General features: G+C 66.0%; 14 protein-coding genes. 5 read left to right on the forward strand and 9 right to left on the reverse strand.

The genetic code is table 11. The annotated features are described in order from the left end of the window. Window positions 1–5 precede the first annotated feature (5 nt). Window positions 6–1,199: an AI-2E family transporter gene (locus A9W99_RS02590; RefSeq protein WP_067372895.1), complete on the reverse strand. Its 1,194-nt coding sequence runs from the start codon at window positions 1,197–1,199 to the stop codon at window positions 6–8. A 147-nt stretch (window positions 1,200–1,346) separates the two neighbouring features. On the opposite strand from A9W99_RS02590, the gene A9W99_RS02595 reads away from it, so the two are divergent. The 3 genes from A9W99_RS02595 to A9W99_RS02605 all read left to right on the forward strand — a co-directional run bounded on the left by A9W99_RS02595 (window position 1,347) and on the right by A9W99_RS02605 (window position 6,235). Beyond that, window positions 1,347–2,519, forward strand: a complete 1,173-nt coding sequence (locus tag A9W99_RS02595; protein ID WP_067372899.1) for a TIGR00374 family protein — start codon at window positions 1,347–1,349, stop codon at window positions 2,517–2,519. A gap of 189 nt (window positions 2,520–2,708) precedes the next feature. Beyond that, complete coding sequence (locus tag A9W99_RS02600) at window positions 2,709–5,726, forward strand: MMPL family transporter (RefSeq protein WP_067372901.1); 3,018 nt, start codon at window positions 2,709–2,711, stop codon at window positions 5,724–5,726. Beyond that, window positions 5,723–6,235, forward strand: a complete 513-nt coding sequence (locus A9W99_RS02605) for a hypothetical protein (RefSeq protein ID WP_067372904.1) — start codon at window positions 5,723–5,725, stop codon at window positions 6,233–6,235. The genes A9W99_RS02600 and A9W99_RS02605 overlap by 4 nt, the downstream gene beginning before the upstream one ends. Window positions 6,236–6,471: 236 nt before the next feature. On the opposite strand, the gene A9W99_RS02610 is transcribed toward A9W99_RS02605, so the two are convergent. Both A9W99_RS02610 and A9W99_RS02615 read right to left on the reverse strand, forming a co-directional pair. Beyond that, complete coding sequence (locus tag A9W99_RS02610; RefSeq protein ID WP_067372907.1) at window positions 6,472–7,161, reverse strand: hypothetical protein; 690 nt, start codon at window positions 7,159–7,161, stop codon at window positions 6,472–6,474. Further along, the gene (locus tag A9W99_RS02615) at window positions 7,158–7,832 is read right to left on the reverse strand and encodes a hypothetical protein (protein ID WP_067372910.1); all 675 of its coding nucleotides are present in this window, start codon (window positions 7,830–7,832) and stop codon (window positions 7,158–7,160) included. Before A9W99_RS02615 ends, A9W99_RS02610 begins: the two co-directional genes overlap by 4 nt. 42 nt (window positions 7,833–7,874) lie before the next feature. Here A9W99_RS02615 and A9W99_RS02620 point away from each other — a divergent pair, with 42 nt between their 5' ends. Beyond that, window positions 7,875–9,863 carry a M13 family metallopeptidase gene (locus A9W99_RS02620; protein ID WP_067372913.1) on the forward strand — a complete coding sequence of 663 codons (1,989 nt, stop codon included), beginning with the start codon at window positions 7,875–7,877 and terminating at the stop codon, window positions 9,861–9,863. An 11-nt stretch (window positions 9,864–9,874) separates the two neighbouring features. Here the strand turns inward: A9W99_RS02620 and A9W99_RS02625 are convergent, their stop codons facing one another. The 6 genes from A9W99_RS02625 to A9W99_RS02650 form a co-directional block, all read right to left on the reverse strand. Continuing rightward, window positions 9,875–12,115, reverse strand: a complete 2,241-nt coding sequence (locus A9W99_RS02625; RefSeq protein ID WP_067372916.1) for a molybdopterin-dependent oxidoreductase — start codon at window positions 12,113–12,115, stop codon at window positions 9,875–9,877. Next, window positions 12,112–12,717, reverse strand: a complete 606-nt coding sequence (locus A9W99_RS02630) for a TetR/AcrR family transcriptional regulator (protein WP_067372920.1) — start codon at window positions 12,715–12,717, stop codon at window positions 12,112–12,114. Before A9W99_RS02630 ends, A9W99_RS02625 begins: the two co-directional genes overlap by 4 nt. Before the next feature lie 97 nt (window positions 12,718–12,814). After that, window positions 12,815–13,699, reverse strand: coding sequence for a L,D-transpeptidase family protein (locus tag A9W99_RS02635; protein ID WP_067372922.1), 885 nt, complete (start codon window positions 13,697–13,699; stop codon window positions 12,815–12,817). A gap of 34 nt (window positions 13,700–13,733) precedes the next feature. Then, window positions 13,734–14,732: a L,D-transpeptidase family protein gene (locus A9W99_RS02640; RefSeq protein ID WP_067372925.1), complete on the reverse strand. Its 999-nt coding sequence runs from the start codon at window positions 14,730–14,732 to the stop codon at window positions 13,734–13,736. 117 nt (window positions 14,733–14,849) lie between these two features. After that, window positions 14,850–16,091, reverse strand: a complete 1,242-nt coding sequence (locus A9W99_RS02645) for an MFS transporter (protein WP_067373535.1) — start codon at window positions 16,089–16,091, stop codon at window positions 14,850–14,852. A 125-nt stretch (window positions 16,092–16,216) separates the two neighbouring features. Further along, a complete protein-coding gene (locus A9W99_RS02650) occupies window positions 16,217–16,507 on the reverse strand; it encodes a metal-sensitive transcriptional regulator (RefSeq protein ID WP_067372928.1) in 291 nt (96 codons plus the stop codon). A 69-nt stretch (window positions 16,508–16,576) separates the two neighbouring features. Here A9W99_RS02650 and ilvD point away from each other — a divergent pair, with 69 nt between their 5' ends. Further along, the gene (gene ilvD, locus A9W99_RS02655; protein WP_067372931.1) at window positions 16,577–18,268 is read left to right on the forward strand and encodes a dihydroxy-acid dehydratase; all 1,692 of its coding nucleotides are present in this window, start codon (window positions 16,577–16,579) and stop codon (window positions 18,266–18,268) included. The last annotated feature ends 70 nt before the right edge of the window (window positions 18,269–18,338 follow it).

Below are 18,338 nucleotides of genomic sequence, written 5' to 3' on the forward strand. Positions count from 1 at the left end.
CCGACTCACTCGGCGCTGGTCTCAACCTCTTTCTTGGCGTCTTTGGCGTCGGCTTCTTTTTTGGCGTCCTCAGGATCGTCCGGCTTCGCCTGGACGATCGCAGATACTTCCTCATCTTCGGTCTGCTTTTCCACCTCGGCTTCTGGATTCTTGGCCACCAGCACCTGGACCGCATTGTTGAGGAACGCGACCGTCGGAACAGCCAGCAAGGCGCCGACAATTCCTGCGAGCACACCGCCGGCGGCGATGGCCAGCACCACGGCCAGTGGATGAATGGAGACCGCGCGACCCATCACCAGCGGCTGCAGCACGTGGGCCTCGAGCTGGTTCACCAAGACGAGCAGACCAAGCGTCAGCAACGCGTAGACGATTCCCTTGGCGAGCAGCGCGACCACCACGGCCAACAAGCCCGAGACCAATGCCCCGATCAGCGGGATGAAGGCACCGAGAAACACCAGCGAGGACAACGGCAGGGCAAGCGGCACACCCATGATCGCCAACCCGGCGCCGACACCGGCCGCATCGGTCAGGGCGACGAAGAACGTGGCCCGCACATATCCCGTCAGCGCGCCGTAACCGGCCCGGCCCGCCTCGTGGACCCGGTCGCGGACGTCGGCAGGAATGATCTTTGCGACGTACTGCCAGATGTTTCGTCCGCCGTACAGAAAGAAGATCAGCGTGAACAGGACCAGAACCGCCGCGGTGACCAGCTCGGTGATGGTGGCGGCGGTGGACAGGGCTCCGCTGGTCAGCTTCGCCTGGTTGTTGTGCAGCGCCTGGATGGCGGCGTTGCCCGCATTGTCGATCTGCTCGCCCTTCAAATGAAGCGGGCCTTCGATCAGCCATTTTCGCGTCGAGTCGATGCTGCGACTGACCTGTTCGGTCAGATCGGGCAGACCGACGATGAACTGGGTGACGACGAAGGTCAGGATGCCGCCCAGGATTGCGAATCCCGCCAGCAAAACCAGCGTTACTGCGAGACCGCGCGGCAGCCCTTTGCGGTCCATCCAGTCGACCGCCGGCACCAGCAGGGCGCTAATCATCAACGCCAGCAACACCGGGACGACGATGACTTCCAGCTTTTTCACGACCCAGAGCAGCACGACCACCGCGGCCAGGATGACCAGCAAACGCCAAGCCCAAGCGGCGGTCTTGCGGACCAGGGGTTCGACCGAGGCGTCGTCGAGATCTGCCAGCATCGGGCAAGCGTATCTGGCGCGAGAGACAGGCTGGGTCTACTCAAGATCTTTTGCGGCTTTTGCGGCCAGCACGATCCGGTCACGACCACGACACAGTCGGAAGTGGGCCCCGATCGTGCCGCCACCAGCACGGTTACCCTAATTCACGTGTCGCACGACGCCCCGGCCCGCAACCTGCGGCCCCAGCGCGCCGACGCACCGCGCAGCAAATACTGGTGGGTGCGTTGGGTGGTCCTGGGCATCGTCGCGATCGTGCTCGCCGTCGAGGTGGCACTGGGCTGGGACCAGCTGGCCAAGGCCTGGATGAGCTTGTATGAGGCGAACTGGTTGTGGCTGATCGCCGCGGTGCTGGCCGCGGCCGCGTCCATGCACAGCTTTGCGCAGATACAGCGCACCCTGCTGAGATCGGCGGGGGTGCACGTCAGGCAGTGGCGATCGGAGGCCGCCTTCTACGCCGCCAACTCGCTGAGCACCACGCTGCCGGGCGGGCCGGTGCTCTCGGCGACGTTTCTCTTTCGCCAGCAACGCATTTGGGGTGCGTCGACCGTGGTGGCGTCCTGGCAGCTGGTGATGTCCGGCGTGCTCCAGGCGGTGGGATTGGCGCTGCTCGGGCTCGGTGGCGCTTTCTTCCTGGGCGCGAAGAACAACCCGTTCTCGTTGCTGTTCACGCTTGGCGGTTTCGTCGCGCTGTTGCTGCTGGCCCAGGCGGTGGCGTCGCGACCGGAGCTGATCGACGGGATCGGCAGCCGGGTGCTGGCGTGGGCCAACTCGGTTCGCGGCAAACCGGCCGACAGCGGCCTGGAGAAGTGGCGCGAGACGCTCATGCAGCTGGAGTCGGTCAGCCTGGGCCGACGGGACTTGGCGGTGGCGTTCAGCTGGTCGCTGTTCAACTGGGTGGCCGACGTCGCCTGTCTGGCCTTCGCCGCCTACGCCGCCGGTGACCACGCGTCGGTCGCCGGGTTGACGGTGGCGTATGCCGCCGCCCGCGCGGTCGGCACCATACCGCTGATGCCCGGCGGCCTATTGGTCGTGGAGGCAGTGCTGGTGCCCGGCTTGGTTTCGAGCGGAATGGCTTTGCCCAGCGCCATTTCGGCGATGCTGCTGTACCGGCTGATCAGTTGGTTGCTGATCGCCGCCGTCGGCTGGGTGGTGTTCTTCTTCATGTTCCGCACGGAGAACGTCGGCGATCCCGATGACGACCCGATCACCGGTCCACTGCCGATCGTGCAGCAGGAAAGCGAACCGTTCGCAGACCCGACGCAAACTGCGTTGCAGGGGCCGTTACCGCCACCCGATCGGTCCGTCGAAAGCGACGGTTAACTAAGCCTGCCAAGGCGCGACTGCAATTCCGGGCTGCTATCGATTTCACAACGGTTCTGCAACGTCCTCACAATTGCGCCGTCGTCGCAGCTCAGATATGCCGGAACCGGCTTGTTCCACAGGGCGCTGCGGTAGGCTCGCCTGCACGCGCGCCCGAGAAATTATGGGGAGACCGAAATCCAGCAGTTCATGATGCGCCTAAGCCGCAGCCTGCGCAGATTCCGCTGGTTGGTCTTCACAGGCTGGCTGCTCGCATTGGTGCCGTCGGTCTACCTGGCGCTGACGGAGTCGGGGCATCTCACCGGCGGCGGTTTCGAGGTAGCCGGATCGCAGTCCATGACCGTCCACGATCAACTCGAAGAGCATTTCCACGAGCAGGGCGCATCGTCGCTGGCGCTGGTCGCGGCGCCCCGCGCGGACGCCAGCTATCAGGACATCAACGACGCGGTCGCGTTGCTGCGACAGATCACCGCCGAATTCCCCGGCGTCACCGAGGTGCCCAATCCGACCCAGCGGTCCCCGCAGCCCGACCGGCCGTACGTGGTGTCACTGCGCCTGGACGCCCGCAACACCAGCGACGTTGCCAAGAAGCTGCGCACCCGGGTGGGCATCAAGGGCGATCAATCCGGGCAAACGCCGAACGGCCGGGTACGGCTGTATGTCATCGGACAGGGCGCGCTGAGCGCCGCCGCGGCGGCCAACACCAAGCACGACATCGCCGAAGCGGAACGCTGGAACCTGCCGATCATCCTGATCGTCCTGCTCGCGGTGTTCGGTTCGCTGGCTGCCGCCGCAATTCCGCTGGCCCTGGGCGTGTGCACGGTCGTGGTCACCATGGGCCTGGTCTATCTGCTGTCGATGCACACCACCATGTCGGTATTTGTGACTTCGACGGTCTCCATGTTCGGCATCGCGCTCGCCGTGGACTACTCCCTCTTCATCCTGATGCGTTTCCGCGAGGAACTGCGTGCCGGCCGTCAGCCGAACGAAGCCGTCGATGCCGCGATGGCCACCTCCGGGCTCGCGGTGGTGTTGTCCGGCATGACCGTGGTCGCCTCGCTCACCGGGATCTACCTGATCAACACCCCGGCGCTGAAATCGATGGCGACCGGAGCGATTCTTGCCGTCGCGGTCGCCATGCTGACGTCGGCTACGTTGACGCCGGCCGTACTGGCGACGTTCGGGCGGGCGGCGGCCAAGAGATCGGCGCTGCTGCACTGGTCGCGCCGGCCGGAGAGCAACCAATCGCGATTCTGGACCCGCTGGGTGGGCTGGGTGATGCGCCGGCCGTGGATCTCGGCGCTGGCGGCGTCAGTGGTACTGATAGCGATGGCAGCGCCGGCGCTGTCGATGATTCTGGGCAACAGCCTGCTGCGCCAGTTCGACTCGTCGCACGAGATCCGTGGCGGCGTGGCCGCGGCGTCCCAGGCGCTCGGACCCGGTGCGCTTGGCCCGATCCAGGTGCTGGTCAGCTACCCCGACTACACTGCATCGTCGCCCGACCACAACTCGACCATCGCCGCCGTCCGGCAGCGGATGGCACAGGCACCCAATGTGGTGTCGGTGGCACCGCCGGTATTCGCCGACGACGACAGTAGCGCTCTGCTGTCCGCGGTGTTGGCGGTCGATCCCGAAGACCTCGGCGCCCGGGAATCCGTGAATTGGATGCGAACGCAGCTGCCCAAAGTCCCCGGTGTCGACTCAGCACGCCTGAGCGTCGGCGGCCAGACTGCACTGATCAAGGATTTCGACGACCGGGTGTCCAAGACCGAGCCGCTGGTGCTGCTCTTCGTGGCAATGATCGCGTTCCTGATGCTGCTGCTCTCGATCCACTCGGTGTTCTTGGCGCTCAAGGGGGTCTTGATGACGTTGCTGTCGGTGGCCGCCGCCTACGGCAGCCTGGTGATGGTGTTCCAGTGGGGCTGGCTGGAGAAACTCGGCTTCGCCCACATCACGTCGATCGACAGCACCGTGCCGCCGCTGGTACTGGCGATGACGTTCGGGTTGTCGATGGACTACGAGATCTTCCTGCTGGCCCGAATCCGGGAGCGCTTCCTGTTGTCCGGGAACACGCGCGATGCGGTCGCCTACGGGGTGAGCACCAGCGCGCGCACCATTACCAGCGCAGCGCTGATCATGATCGCGGTGTTCATCGGCTTCGCCTTCGCCGGTATGCCGCTGGTGGCCGAGATCGGCGTCGCGTGCGCCGTGGCGATCGCGGTGGACGCCACCGTGGTGCGGCTGGTGCTGGTTCCCGCGCTGATGGCGATGTTCACCCAGTGGAACTGGTGGATGCCCCGCTGGATGCTGCGGGTGTTGCCGTCGGTGGATTTCGACCGGCCGCTGCCCGAGGTCGATCTGGCCGACGTCGTTGTGATCCCGGAAGACATCTCGGCGCTGGCGCCCAGCGCCGACCTGCGGATGGTGCTCAAATCCGCGGCCAAACTCAAGCAGCTGGCCCCCGATGCCATCTGCGTTGCCGATCCGTTGGCGTTCTCCGGCTGCGAGCGAAACGGCGGCAAGGAACCCCTCGAAGGAATACGGCAAGTCCAGGCACAGGGATCAGAACAGTCGGACGCTGACGAGGACACCGAGGGGCTGCGGGTGGTCTCGGTGGACACGAAGACCGGCAATAAATCGGCGGCCCGGAAGCTCGTCGGCGGCCTGGCGCCCCGCAGTGGCATCACCTGGGCGATTCCCTGGGCCGCCCGACCGGTGCATCCGGTCACCCTGTGGCGTGGCCGGCTTTCGGTCGCCATCGACGCCCTCGAGGCCGAGCCCGACGCCGACGAGCGGCAAAAATACGAGCGGCGCAGCCCGGTGGAAACCACGCACGTCCAGTTGCCCACCGGCGACCGTCTGCTGGTGCCGACCGGCGCCGAGGCGCTGCGCCTCAAGGGCTACCTGATCATGTGCCGTAACAGTCGGCGCGACTATGCCGAATTTGCCGACATGGTGGCAACGATGGAACCCGAGACCGCCGCTGTGGTACTTGCTGGAATGGACAGGTATTACTGTTGTCAACCACCCGGCTCGTTCTCGAGGCGGCAATGGATGGCCAGCCAGCTGGTTCGTCGGCTTTCGGATCCACGTCCGTCCGACCTAGATGATGACCAGTTGTCCGAACCAGACGCCCAGGCAGACTGGGAAGAGGTCAGGCAACGCTGCCTATCGGTGGCCGTGGCGATGTTGGAGGAGGCGAGGTGACGTTGGCAGCCGACCGACGGCCCGGGCCCTCAGCGGGGCGCGCACCGCGGCCTGCGGCACGCGGCGCCCAGGTGGACCAGGCGGTGGAGCTCTGGCCTACCTCCGCCATCCGCTCGGCGATGCAGGGCGGCGATATCGACACCTGGAAGCGAATCGCCGCCGCGCTGAAACGCGACCCCTACGGGCGCACGGCTCGCCAGGTCGAAGAGGTGCTCGAGGGCACCAGGCCGTATGGCATCTCCAAGGCGTTGGCGGAGGTGCTGGAACGCGCGCGCATGCACCTGGAAGCCAACGAACGCGCCGAGGTGGCCCGTCACGTGCGCCTGCTAATGGATCGCTCCGGGCTGGCCGAGCACGAATTCGCGTCCCGGATCGGTGTAGAGCCCGACGATCTGGCCGCCTACCTGGACGGCAGCGTCAGCCCGTCAGCCTCGCTGATGGTGCGCATGCGCCGGCTGTCCGACCGGTTCGTGAAAGTGAAGTCCACCGATACGGCCGAGGCAAACTAGTTCAGGCGAGCCGTGCCAAGTTTTCTTGGTGTTCTAAGCCGATGAACCAGTCGACGCCAGCGACGTCGTCACATCCGGCACTTCAGCAACAAAGACCCGGCCATGTTGCTTTCTGTAATCCCGATATCACGGGTGATATCAAGTTTCGGAATTGGCTGGCCAAGCTCGCGCCGGGACTGATGTGCTTTCTGCGTCTATGTGACCCGCATCGACCGGCTCGGCCGCCCTCGCGACCACTACCGCGGGCTGATCGGCGTTACGTTTACTACCAGCCAGCTGTCGCCATGCTTGGTCAACGTCACCCGGAGCGCGGGCGCGGCCTGACTGGGCGGCTGACCGGGAATGTTCTGTGTCACCCGCAGGATGACCGCAACGCTGGCCACCGTCGGCCCCATCGCCTCGACCCCCGCGGCCAGGGTGGCGGCCGTCGCCGTGACGTTGCGCTTGGCCAGGTCGATGGTGGACTTCCGGTATTGCTCCTTGAACGGGCCCGCCTGCTCTGGCACCATCATCGCCGCCGCCCGGTCGACGGTGGCCGTCGGATCTGTCGGGCTGAACGACGCCTCCGCCTCGGCCATCCCACTCGCGATCTGCACCACCGTTCGGGAATCCTCTTTGAATCCGCGGTCCGGTGTCGTCCAGTGCCGGTATCCGGTGATGACGGCCGCCGACAGTGCTGCGGTACACAGTAAGACGACGCCCAGCCGCAGCCTGGCGGCCTCATCGTCGGTGCCGACGGTGACCGAGTCACGGCGCAGGAACCAGAAGTTGACCCCCATCGCCTCGACGATCAACAGCAGCAACACCGAGCACACCGAGACCCACCACAGCGGCCAGGCCAGGACGACGCCGATCGCCAGCAACCCGACGATCGCGCCGAGCGGCGCCAGGATGTCGAAGGCCAGCAAGCGCCAACGGTTTCTCATCGGATCGACTCCAACCGGGAGATCATCAACTTCCCGTCGACGTTGGAGACGTCGAGCCGCAAGCTCCAATGCACCGTCAGCGGCTTGCCGCCGACGTTTTCGCTGACCGAGGTCGCGACGACCATGACCGAGTCGGTTCGGCTGGCGAAGGCCGGCAACTTGGTGGTCAGCACCGGTCGCGGCTTACCGGGCTGGGTATCGAGGTCGCGGTGCACCGTTTCGATCGCCACCGACTCGATCCGCCCGGCGCTCTGCGACTGCAACTTCTGCACCACTTGCCGGTAGGGCTGGACGGCGGCTTCGAAGTCGGTGTTGAGCTCGCCGACGGTGCCGTCATGCAGCTTCTGCAGGCTGGTGTCGAGGTTGCCGGTGTTCATATTGATCAGCACCCCCGTCCACTCGGCGGCCGTCTGCATGACCCGGCTCAGGTAGGTCCGCTCGTGGGTTTCTTCGCGGTGTGCGTGCCAAATCAGCGCGCCGAGCACGACCGCGGCGACCGACAGCACGGCCAGGAAGGTCGACCCGATCCCATAGCCAGAGAAGACCCGTCCGTCGTCATAGTCCTCGTCGTAGTCCTCGTCATAGTCCTCGCCGTCGTCCTCGGCATCGAGGCCGGCGCCCTCGTCGGAATCCTCGTCCACGGAGATCTCAGTCTGCTCGCCGTCAGGCATGGCCCGATCGTTGCACCTGAAAAGAGATGGAAGGATGGCGGGGTGACTGTGCAGACAATCCGCTCGGGGATCGACCTGAGCTTCGTCGACGCCGATGCCCGACCGCAAGACGACCTTTTCGGTCACGTCAACGGCCGCTGGCTGGCCGAATACGAGATGCCCGCGGACCGGGCCACCGACGGCGCGTTTCGCACCTTGTACGACCGGGCCGAAGAGCAGGTGCGCGACCTGATCATCGACGCCAGCCAGTCCAGCGCCGAGCCTGGCACCGATCAGCAGCGCATCGGCGACCTCTACGCCAGCTTTCTCGACGAGGACGCCGTCGAACGCAGGGGCGTGCAACCCCTACTCGACGAGTTGGCCACCATCGATGCGGCCGCTGACCGCGACGCGCTGGCCGCTGTGCTCGGCGCGTTTGACCGTACCGGCGTCGGTGGGGGAGTCGGGTTGTACATCGATACCGATTCCAAGGACTCGACTCGTTATCTGATGCATTTCACCCAGTCCGGCATCGGGTTGCCCGACGAGTCCTACTACCGCGACCCCCAACACGCCGAGGTACTCGCCGCCTACCCGCGTCATATCGCGCGGATGTTCGGCCTGGTCTATCCCGATGCAAGCCCAGCAGCTCACGCCGACACCGCGGCGCGCATCGTGGCGCTGGAGACCAAACTGGCAGCGGCCCATTGGGACGTGGTCAAGCGTCGCGACGCCGAGCTGACGTACAACCTGCGCACCCTGGCCGAGCTGCAAAACGAAGCGTTGGGTTTCGACTGGTCCGGCTGGGTTGGCGCGCTGGGCGCCAAGCCTGACGTTGTCACGGAACTCGTTGTGCGCCAACCTGATTACCTCACCGCATTCGCCACCTTGTGGACCGGAGAGGACTTCGAAGACTGGAAGCACTGGGCCCGTTGGCGATTGATCAGCGCGCGCGCCGGCCTGCTGACGGACGAACTCGTTGCCGCCGACTTCGACTTCTACGGCCGCCTGCTGACTGGTGCCGAGCAGATCCGCGACCGTTGGAAGCGGGCGGTTTCGCTGGTGCAAGGCCTAATGGGCGATGCCGTCGGAAAGCTTTACGTGCAACGGCATTTCCCGCCCGGCGCCAAGGAGCGCATCGACGCACTGGTGGCCAACCTGCAGGAGGCGTACCGGATCAGCATCAACAACCTGGACTGGATGACGCCGGAAACCAGGGAGCGCGCGTTGGCCAAGCTGAGCAAGTTCACTCCGAAGGTGGGCTATCCGAAGAAGTGGCGGGACTACTCCGAGCTGGTCATTGACCGCAACGACTTGTACGGCAACTACCTGCGCGGGTCTGCGGTCAACCACGACCGTGAGATGGCCAAGCTCGGCGGACCCGTCGACCGCGACGAGTGGTTCATGACGCCGCAGACCGTCAACGCCTACTACAACCCGGGCATGAACGAAATCGTCTTTCCCGCAGCGATCTTGCAGCCGCCGTTCTTCGACCCCGAGGCCGACGACGCCGCCAATTACGGTGGTATCGGGGCGGTGATCGGACACGAGATCGGGCACGGCTTCGACGACCAGGGCGCCAAATACGACGGCGACGGCAACCTGGTCGACTGGTGGACCGACGAGGACCGGACCGAGTTCGGCACCCGCACGAAGGCGTTGATCGAGCAGTACGACGCGTACGCACCCAGAGCGCTGGACGGCGACCATCACGTGAACGGCGCGTTCACCGTCGGCGAGAACATCGGCGACCTGGGCGGGCTGTCCATTGCGCTACTCGCCTACCAGCTTTCGCTGAACGGCGAGCCTCCGCCTGTTATCGACGGCCTGACCGGTGTACAGCGCGTGTTCTTCGGATGGGCGCAGGTATGGCGAACCAAATCGCGTGACGCCGAGGCGATTCGGCGGTTGGCGACCGATCCGCACTCGCCGCCGGAGTTCCGCTGCAACGGCGTGGTCCGCAACATCGACGCGTTCTACGAAGCGTTCGATGTCGGCCAGGACGACGCGCTCTTCCTCGATGCCCCGCACCGCGTCCGCATCTGGAACTGATAGCGGCGACGCTAGGCGGGTGAGTCCGCCTCAGCCAGGCGGATGTCGGCGGGGACGTGCTTGTGCCAAGGGGTGCCCGCATAGGGGTCGCGCCATTCGGTGGACGTCAGTGTGTTCGGGGCAACTCCCGGAACAACCGTGCGCCCGTCCTCATCGATGTAGTCAAGCCCAAAACCATTGGGCAGAGCCGCATGTCCGGCCAGCATTGTCTCGGTGATCTCGACTGTCGCCTCGGCACTGCCGGCTGCGGTGGTGATCAGCGCGCGGCATCCGTCAACCAACCCGAGTGCCTGGGCGTCCTCGACACTGACCCGCAACGCGCCGTCGGCGTCACGCTTGCGCCATGACGGGTCGCGGAAGATGTCGTTGGCGGTGTAGGCACGCCGCTCGCCCACCGACAATACGATCGGAAATTCCGCACTGGTCAACTGAGCGGGCGCCGCGGCCAATGACCTTATCTCATCGAGCATTTCGGGGATCTCCAGAGCGATCTTGCGATCGGCGTGGCTGATCAGCTCAAAGTCGTCCGCGTACTCGTGCACGGTGAAGGTGACGCCGGACGGGCTGTCCAGGATCGCGTCGAACAGCGCATTGCCGTCGGCGTGACCGGCGCGCCGCACGGCATCGGGATACTGCATCGCGGTCTTCTGGGCGAGCCCCCACAGGGCGGCAGCCCCGGTCAATCCGTCCGGCAGTGTCGGTCCGAGGGTCTCGTAAAGCACGTGCGGAACCAGTTTCGCCACCGTCGGGTTTCCGCCGACGGCGCTGAGAAACGCTTCGGTGTAGGCTCGGCGGCCCTGCTGAGCGGCCTCGCACAACGGTCGCAGATCTTCCTCTTCGACGATCCCGAGCGCCCGCACCAGCCGTGCCCAGATCTCCGGCTCGGGCAGCGTGCCCGGCAACGGCTCGAGCAGCGGTCGTCGCAATTGCATGGCATTGCGCGGAAATTCCAGATTGAAGAAGGTAGCTTCCGCTTTCTCGAACTGGGATGCCGCGGGCAGCACGTAGTGGGCGAGCCGGGCGGTTTCGGTCATCGCGATGTCGATGACGACGAGCAGCTCCAGTTGCTGAAACGCATCCCGGCATGCGGCCGAATTGGCAAGGGAATGAGCAGGATTGCTGCTTTCGACGATCATGGCGCGGAACCGGTCCGGATGGTCGGTCAAGATTTCCTCGGGGACGACATTGCCCGGTACCAGCCCCGCGATGATCGGCGCGCCGGTGACCGGCGTACGGCCGGAGAACTGGCCGAACAGCGGCGCGAACGACGAATGCAGATGCTGGCCGCCCTTTTTCGCGAAGTTGCCGGTGAGTATCCACAGCATCTTGTTCAGATAGGAGCACACCGTGCTGTTCGGTGCCTGCTGGACTCCGAGGTCCTCGAACACCGACACGCTCGACGCGGTCCCGATGCGTCGCGCAGCCGCACGCAACAACTCTTCGTCCACCCCACACCGCTGTGCGTAGTCAGCGACCGGTACCTCGCGCAGTACCGCGCAGACGGCGTCGACGCCGTGCACGTGCTCAGCGAGAAACGCCTCGTCGCAGAGGTTTTCCTGCACCAGGACCGCGGCCAGCGCCGCGAGGCACCAGGCGTCGGTGCCGGGCCGCACCCGCAGGTGGAAGTCGGACATCTTCGCGGTGTCGGTGACGACGGGATCGATCACGATCATCGAGCGGGCCGGATCTTTGGCGATCTCGTTGAGCACCACACGGGCTCGCGGAAAGCTCTGTGACATCCACGGATTCTTCCCGACGAAGACAGCGACCTCCGCGTGTTCGAACTCGCCCCGGGTGTGACCACCGTAGAGGTGGGCGTCGACCCACGCTTCGCCGGTCTTCTCCTGCGCCAGTGCGTTTGACCGGTACTTCGAGCCCAGCGCCTTCAAGAATGCGTTGCTGTAGGACCCGCCAAGATGATTGCCCTGCCCCCCGCCGCCGTAATAGAAGATCTTGTCCCCGCCGTAGCTGTCCCGGATCTGCTTGAAGCCCTCGGCGATCTCGACAATCGCAGTGTCCCAGTCGATTTCCTCATAGGTGCCGTCGGGGCGACGCCGCAGCGGAGACGTCAGGCGACCGCGGCCGTTCTGGTAGTGATCGAGGCGCAGCGCTTTGTTGCAGGTGTAGCCCTGCGACGCGGGATGCGCCTTGTCGCCGCGGATGCGCGCCAGCTTGCGATCGTCGACCTGCACGACGATGCCGCAATTGCACTCGCACAGGATGCATGCCGTCGGCTGCCAATCGGTGGTCATCGCGTGGTCGCCTTTCCTTCGGGCAGCTCGGCCAGCAACAGGTCGCGCAGCTGACGGTGAACAAGGTCGAGGGGCTTCAAGTCTCGGCGCACGCGGGCCAGCAGCAGTGCGCCTTCCAGCGCGGAGATGGTCATGACTGCCAGTTCGCCGGCTCGCGGCGCTGGTATGCCGTCGGCAATCAGTCGCTGCTCGATCAGCTCGGTCCAGCGGTCGAAGACGGCGGCCGCCCGCTCGACGGCCGGGGCCATCCGATCCCGGTCGGCCGCTTCACCTCTTTCGAACCCCGCCTCGACGGAAACCGCGGCGATTGGGCAGCCGGCCCGAAAATCACTGTCGAGCAATTGCTTTCGGTACTTGTCGACCAGCGTGTCCAAGAGGGTGATGCCCCGGCCGGCCCGGCCGATGATGGCGGCGACGTACTCGCCGGCGTAATCGACCGCCTCGCAGAGCAGTTGGGTACGCCCACCCGGGAAGTAGTGATACGCAGACCCGCGGGGCGCGCCGCTGTGCTCGAGAACGTCCGAGATCGCGGTGGCGTGCGCCCCGCGCTCCCTGATCAACAGCGCCGCAGACACCACCATGCGCTCGCGGGGAGTTGCCATATGTATGACGATATACATAGTCCGGCGTGCTGACCAGACGCAAAAGCCCCCGATTTAGGCGAGAAACGGGGGCTTTTGCGTCTGCTCGGCGGCGGAGCTAACTCATCCAGTCGTTGGATCCGTCGTTCCTGGTGTAGCTGCCGACCGAATTTTTCACGATGATCGGATCACCGGGACCGAAGTTGTTGAAGAACCACTTGGCGTTGGTGGGGCTGAGGTTGATGCAGCCGTGGCTGACGTCGCGCTTGCCCTGGTCGTCCACCGACCACGGCGCGCTGTGCACGAAGTTCCCGCTGTTGTCGAACCGGACGGCATCGGTCACCGTCACCCGGTAGCCATTCGCCGAGGTGGACGGAACCCCATACGTCGAGGAATCCATCACCACTGACGCCAATTTCTCTTGGACGTAGTAGGTGCCGTTTGCGGTTTGGTGGCCGCCGGCTGCCATACCCATCGACATCGGAAACGTCTGCACGACGGTGCCGTTGCGGGTGACGGTCAATTGGTGCGTGGCGTCGTCGGCGGTCGCCACCAGCGTGTCCCCCGTCTGGAAGCTGGACACGGTGCCACCCGCGTCGACGGTGACCGCGGTATGAGCGGGCCAGAAGCTCAACGGCCGCCACCGCAGCTGGGTCGGGGTCTGCCAATAGAACTTGCCCTCCACCGGCGGAGTCGACGTGACGTGAACCGCGCTTTCCGCGGCGCCCGCGTCGTCGACCCGCCCGGGAAGGTCGATGATGATCGGCTGGGCCACCCCCACCGTCGAGCCGTTGGACGGGCTGATCTTCGGCGGCCCGAACGGCGCCGTACCGGCCGGCGGCGCCGCGACTACCGGTGGCGGGGCAACGCCTGGATCATCAGGCGTGGGATCTGGATCCGCCAGCGCAGGACTCGCGCCCAGCACCAGCACCCAGCCGAATACCGAAGCTATTCCGACCGTCTTCAGAGCTCCGGAGATACTTCGCCACGTCCAGCCCGACATATATACGTCCCTCCGGTCGCTTCTCGAAAGATTCCTACATTTGCCAGTCGTTGGAGCCGTCGTTCTTTGGGGTGCCGACGGAATTCTTCACGATGATGGGATCTCCGCTGCCGAAATTGTCGAAGAACCATTTCGCGTTGGTGGGACTCAGGTTGATGCAGCCATGGCTGACATCGCGCTTGCCCTGATCGCCCACCGACCACGGAGCGCTGTGCACGAAGTTGCCGCTGTTGTCGAATCGGACGGCGTCGGCGACCGTCACCTTGTAGCCGTTGGCCGAGTCGACCGGGACCCCGTACGTCGATGAGTCCATGACCACCGAGTGCATCTTCTCGAGCACGTAGTAGGTGCCGTTGGCGGTTTGGTGGCCACCCGCCGCCATGCCCATCGACATCGGGAAGGTCTGCACCACCGTGCCGTTGCGGGTGATCGTCATCTGATGTGTCGCATCGTCGGCGGTCGCGATCAGCGAGTCACCGGTGGTGAAGCTCGACACGGTGCCGGCCGCATCGACGGTAACCGTGGCGTGCGCCGGCCAGAACGCAAGCGGACGCCAGCGCACCTGGGTGGGAGTCAACCAGTAGAACTTGCCCGGCACCGGCGGAACCGACGAGACGTGGATGGCGCTTTCAGCCATCGGACGGTCTGCGATCGGCACGGCGAAATTGATGATGATCGGCTTGCCCACACCGACCATCGACCCGTTGACCGGGTTGAAGGTCGGCGGACGGAACGGGGGGCTACCGGTGAACGGCGTCGGATTCTGTCCGGCGACCGGGCCCGTCTCGGTCGGTTGAGCAACCGCCGGCGGTGTCCCCGGTGCGCCGGGCGGCGGCACCGCACCTTCGCCAGGTACCGCAGGCGCCGGCGCCAACCACGGCAACGCCGGCGGCGCGCCCGGGTCAGCTGGTGCCGCGACCGGCCCCGGGGCGGGTGGATCGGGTTCCGGATCTGCCAGGGCGGCGCCCGGACTGAGCACCAACACCAGCACGTTCATAGCGGCGAGGAGGCCTCCCCTCGTCCAGAGCGACATACACATCCCTCCCGTCTCGTTTGGCCCAGTCTGGCATAGCGCGGCCATCAGTTACCTAATTCCAGCCCCGGTGGACCGCCCGCCCGTGGCCACCCCCAAGCCGCTGACCTGCGGTGTTTACGCGTCCTGTGAAGTTGGCACGGACGCAGGCGGGTGGTCCAACAACTGCCGGTTGGCGGCCATGCCGGCCAGGGCGATGGCCATCAGGCCCGCGGATGCGCTCAGCATCACCGCCACGCTGCCCTCGTACAACAGCCCCGCGACCCCGACCAGCGAGCCGGCTGCGATACCGAGCTGGAATGCCGTCACGTACAGGCCCGACGCTCCGTCGGGGTCATTGGCACCGCTGCGCATCGCCGCGGATTGCAGGATCGGCGAAACACCGGTCGCCATGGCGCCCCACAACACAATCGCTCCGGTTCCGATCAAAGCGGTCACCATGGTGCGGCTGCCGCCGAATGCCAGCGCGGTCAGCACGACGAACGCCGCCGTCAGGGCACCCATACAGACCAGGACCGCACCCCGGGGCCGATGGGCCGGCGGCCGCGCGACCAGCGGCACGGCCACCACGCCCGCGATCCCGTAGGCGGCCAGCAACCAGACCAGGTTCGGCACGCCCACGCCGACGACATCGCGGATGATCACCACGATGAAGGAGTAGGAGACGAAGTGGGCGGTGACCGCCACCATGGTGAGCAGGCTGACCGTGATCAACCCACGATTGCGGTGATGCCGTGATCGCCCGCCCACGTGCGCGAGCTGGCTTTCGGTGAGCACCATCGGCGGCAGCACCAACACTGCGGCGATCGTGACGACGGCCGCCGCAACGGTGACGCACACCACCGCCAGCCGCCAGCCCCACATCCCGCTCATGGCCGCCACCAGGGGGCTGCCGACCGCCAGCGCCAGGCTGGTTCCGGCATAGATCGACGTCGTGGCACGTCCGCCATGGCTAGGCGGTACCAACCGGGTGGCGATCGGCGCGATGACCGACCACAGCAGGCCATGGGTGATGGCACACAGCACCCGGCCCGCGGCCAGTACCGCGAAGTTGGGCGCCAGCGCGGTCAGCAATTGCGAGATGGTCAGGCACGTCAGGCTCAGCAGAAACGCCCGTCGCCGCGGCCAATGCGCCGTCCACCGCACCAAAGGCACCGTTGTCAGCGCCGCCACCAGGGCATACAAGGCCAGCAGCAACCCCGCCTCGACCGGGCTGGCCTTCGGGTCTGCCAATGCGCCCACCGGCAGAAGTTCGGCCGTGACATAGATGAAGGCCGCGGCGGCCAGCACGGATAGTTGCACCGCGATCCGTGGCGTCCACGTTCGTGCGGGTGCGGGGGCGGTTTCGGTTTCGATCATCGGCTTTTCAAGGGTGTGGGATCCGCGGACAGCATTTTTGTACCCGGCCGGATCACGCTGACCCATACCGTACGCACTGCCACGACGTGTTTTAACCACCTGGGCGGTTCAACACGCCCGCGCGATTATGAACGAACCAGGCGTGCGATGGCCGCGGACGCTTCGGCCAGCTTGTTATCGGCCTCGCTGCCGCCTTCGGCTACCGCGCGGGTCACGCAGTGGTTCAGGTGCTCGTCGAGCAGGTTGAGAGCCACCGACCGCAGCGCGCTGTTGACGGCGCTGATCTGGGTGAGGACGTCGATGCAGTACTTGTCATCTTCGATCATCCGGGCGATTCCACGCACTTGCCCTTCGATGCGGCGCAGCCGCTTGGCGTAGTCGTCCTTCTGTTGCGAATATCCGTGCTCGGGAGTCACGCGGCCAATATACCCTAACGGGGTATACCCGCCAGATTTCCGCTGGTTACACACCCGCATACTGGGACGATGACCCCTGACATCAAGCCCCGCAGTCGCGACGTCACCGACGGCCTGGAGAAGGCCGCCGCCCGTGGCATGCTGCGGGCGGTAGGCATGGGGGACGAAGACTTCGCCAAGGCCCAGATCGGCGTCGCCTCCTCCTGGAACGAGATCACGCCGTGCAATCTGTCCCTGGACCGCTTGGCCAAGGCGGTCAAGGAAGGCGTGTTCGCGGCGGGCGGGTATCCGCTGGAGTTCGGGACCATCTCGGTTTCCGACGGAATCTCGATGGGCCACGAGGGCATGCACTTCTCGCTGGTGTCTCGCGAAGTGATCGCCGACAGCGTCGAAACCGTGATGCAGGCCGAGCGGCTGGACGGGTCGGTGCTGCTGGCCGGCTGCGACAAGTCCCTGCCCGGGATGCTGATGGCCGCCGCGCGGCTGGACCTGGCGTCGGTGTTCCTCTACGCCGGCTCGATCCTGCCCGGGGTGGCCAAGCTCTCCGACGGCAGCGAGCGTGAGGTCACCATCATCGACGCGTTCGAGGCGGTCGGCGCGTGCTCGCGCGGATTGATGAGCCGCGAGGACGTCGACGCCATCGAGCGGGCGATCTGCCCCGGCGAGGGCGCGTGTGGCGGCATGTACACCGCCAACACGATGGCCAGCGCCGCCGAAGCGCTGGGCATGTCGCTACCGGGCAGCGCGGCACCGCCGGCGACCGACCGCCGACGCGACGGGTTCGCCCGCCGAAGCGGTCAGGCCGTCATCGAGCTGCTGCGCCGCGGCATCACCGCCCGCGACATCCTCACCCGCGAGGCGTTCGAGAACGCGATCGCCGTGGTGATGGCATTCGGCGGCTCCACCAACGCGGTGCTGCACCTGCTGGCCATCGCGCAAGAAGCCGGCGTCGCGCTGTCCCTCGACGACTTCAGCCGCATCGGGTCGAAGGTGCCACACCTGGCCAACGTCAAGCCGTTCGGTCAGCACGTGATGGTCGACGTCGACCACATCGGCGGTGTCCCGGTGGTAATGAAAACGCTGCTTGACGCCGGCCTGCTGCACGGCGATTGCCTGACGGTGACCGGCAAGACGGTGGCCGAGAACCTGGCCGACATCGCCCCGCCCGACCCCGACGGGAAGGTGCTGCGCGCGCTGAACAACCCGCTGCACCCGACCGGAGGCATCACCATCCTGCGCGGATCGCTGGCGCCGGAGGGCGCGGTGGTCAAGTCGGCCGGTTTCGATTCCGACGTGTTCGAAGGCACCGCAAGGGTTTTCGACGGCGAGCGGGCTGCCCTCGATGCCCTCGAGGACGGCACCATCACCGCGGGCGATGCGGTGGTGATCCGCTACGAGGGCCCCAAGGGTGGCCCGGGGATGCGCGAGATGCTGGCCATCACCGGCGCCATCAAGGGCGCCGGGCTGGGCAAGGACGTGCTGTTGCTGACCGACGGCCGGTTCTCCGGCGGAACGACCGGCCTGTGTGTGGGCCACATCGCACCGGAAGCCGTCGACGCCGGGCCCATCGCCTTCCTGCGCGACGGCGACCGGATCCGTCTCGACGTCGCCAGCCAAACACTCGACGTGCTGGCTGATCCGGCCGAATTCGCGTCTCGGCAAGAGGATTTCAGTCCTCCACCGCCGCGCTACACCACCGGCGTGCTGGCCAAGTACGTCAAGCTCGTCGGCTCAGCCGCGGTCGGCGCGGTCTGCGGCTAGTGGACGTCGTTGCGAGCGTGCACGTTTGTACACGACACGCCGGGAGTCATTGGCATTTTGTGCACCCTCG

The organism is Mycobacterium sp. 1164966.3, assembly GCF_001665395.1.
In the GTDB taxonomy this organism is placed as follows: Bacteria; Actinomycetota; Actinomycetes; order Mycobacteriales; family Mycobacteriaceae; genus Mycobacterium.

What these genes read in the sequence shown, in the direction of transcription:
- A9W99_RS02590 (WP_067372895.1), bottom strand. Translation starts at nt 1,199, where the DNA reads ATGCTGGCAGATCTCGACGACGCCTCGGTCGAACCCCTGGTCCGCAAG.
- A9W99_RS02600 (WP_067372901.1), top strand. Translation starts at nt 2,709, where the DNA reads ATGATGCGCCTAAGCCGCAGCCTGCGCAGATTCCGCTGGTTGGTCTTC.
- A9W99_RS02610 (WP_067372907.1), bottom strand. Translation starts at nt 7,161, where the DNA reads ATGAGAAACCGTTGGCGCTTGCTGGCCTTCGACATCCTGGCGCCGCTC.
- A9W99_RS02615 (WP_067372910.1), bottom strand. Translation starts at nt 7,832, where the DNA reads ATGCCTGACGGCGAGCAGACTGAGATCTCCGTGGACGAGGATTCCGAC.
- A9W99_RS02625 (WP_067372916.1), bottom strand. Translation starts at nt 12,115, where the DNA reads ATGACCACCGATTGGCAGCCGACGGCATGCATCCTGTGCGAGTGCAAT.
- A9W99_RS02630 (WP_067372920.1), bottom strand. Translation starts at nt 12,717, where the DNA reads ATGGCAACTCCCCGCGAGCGCATGGTGGTGTCTGCGGCGCTGTTGATC.
- A9W99_RS02635 (WP_067372922.1), bottom strand. Translation starts at nt 13,699, where the DNA reads ATGTCGGGCTGGACGTGGCGAAGTATCTCCGGAGCTCTGAAGACGGTC.
- A9W99_RS02640 (WP_067372925.1), bottom strand. Translation starts at nt 14,732, where the DNA reads ATGTCGCTCTGGACGAGGGGAGGCCTCCTCGCCGCTATGAACGTGCTG.
- A9W99_RS02645 (WP_067373535.1), bottom strand. Translation starts at nt 16,091, where the DNA reads ATGATCGAAACCGAAACCGCCCCCGCACCCGCACGAACGTGGACGCCA.
- ilvD (WP_067372931.1), top strand. Translation starts at nt 16,577, where the DNA reads ATGACCCCTGACATCAAGCCCCGCAGTCGCGACGTCACCGACGGCCTG.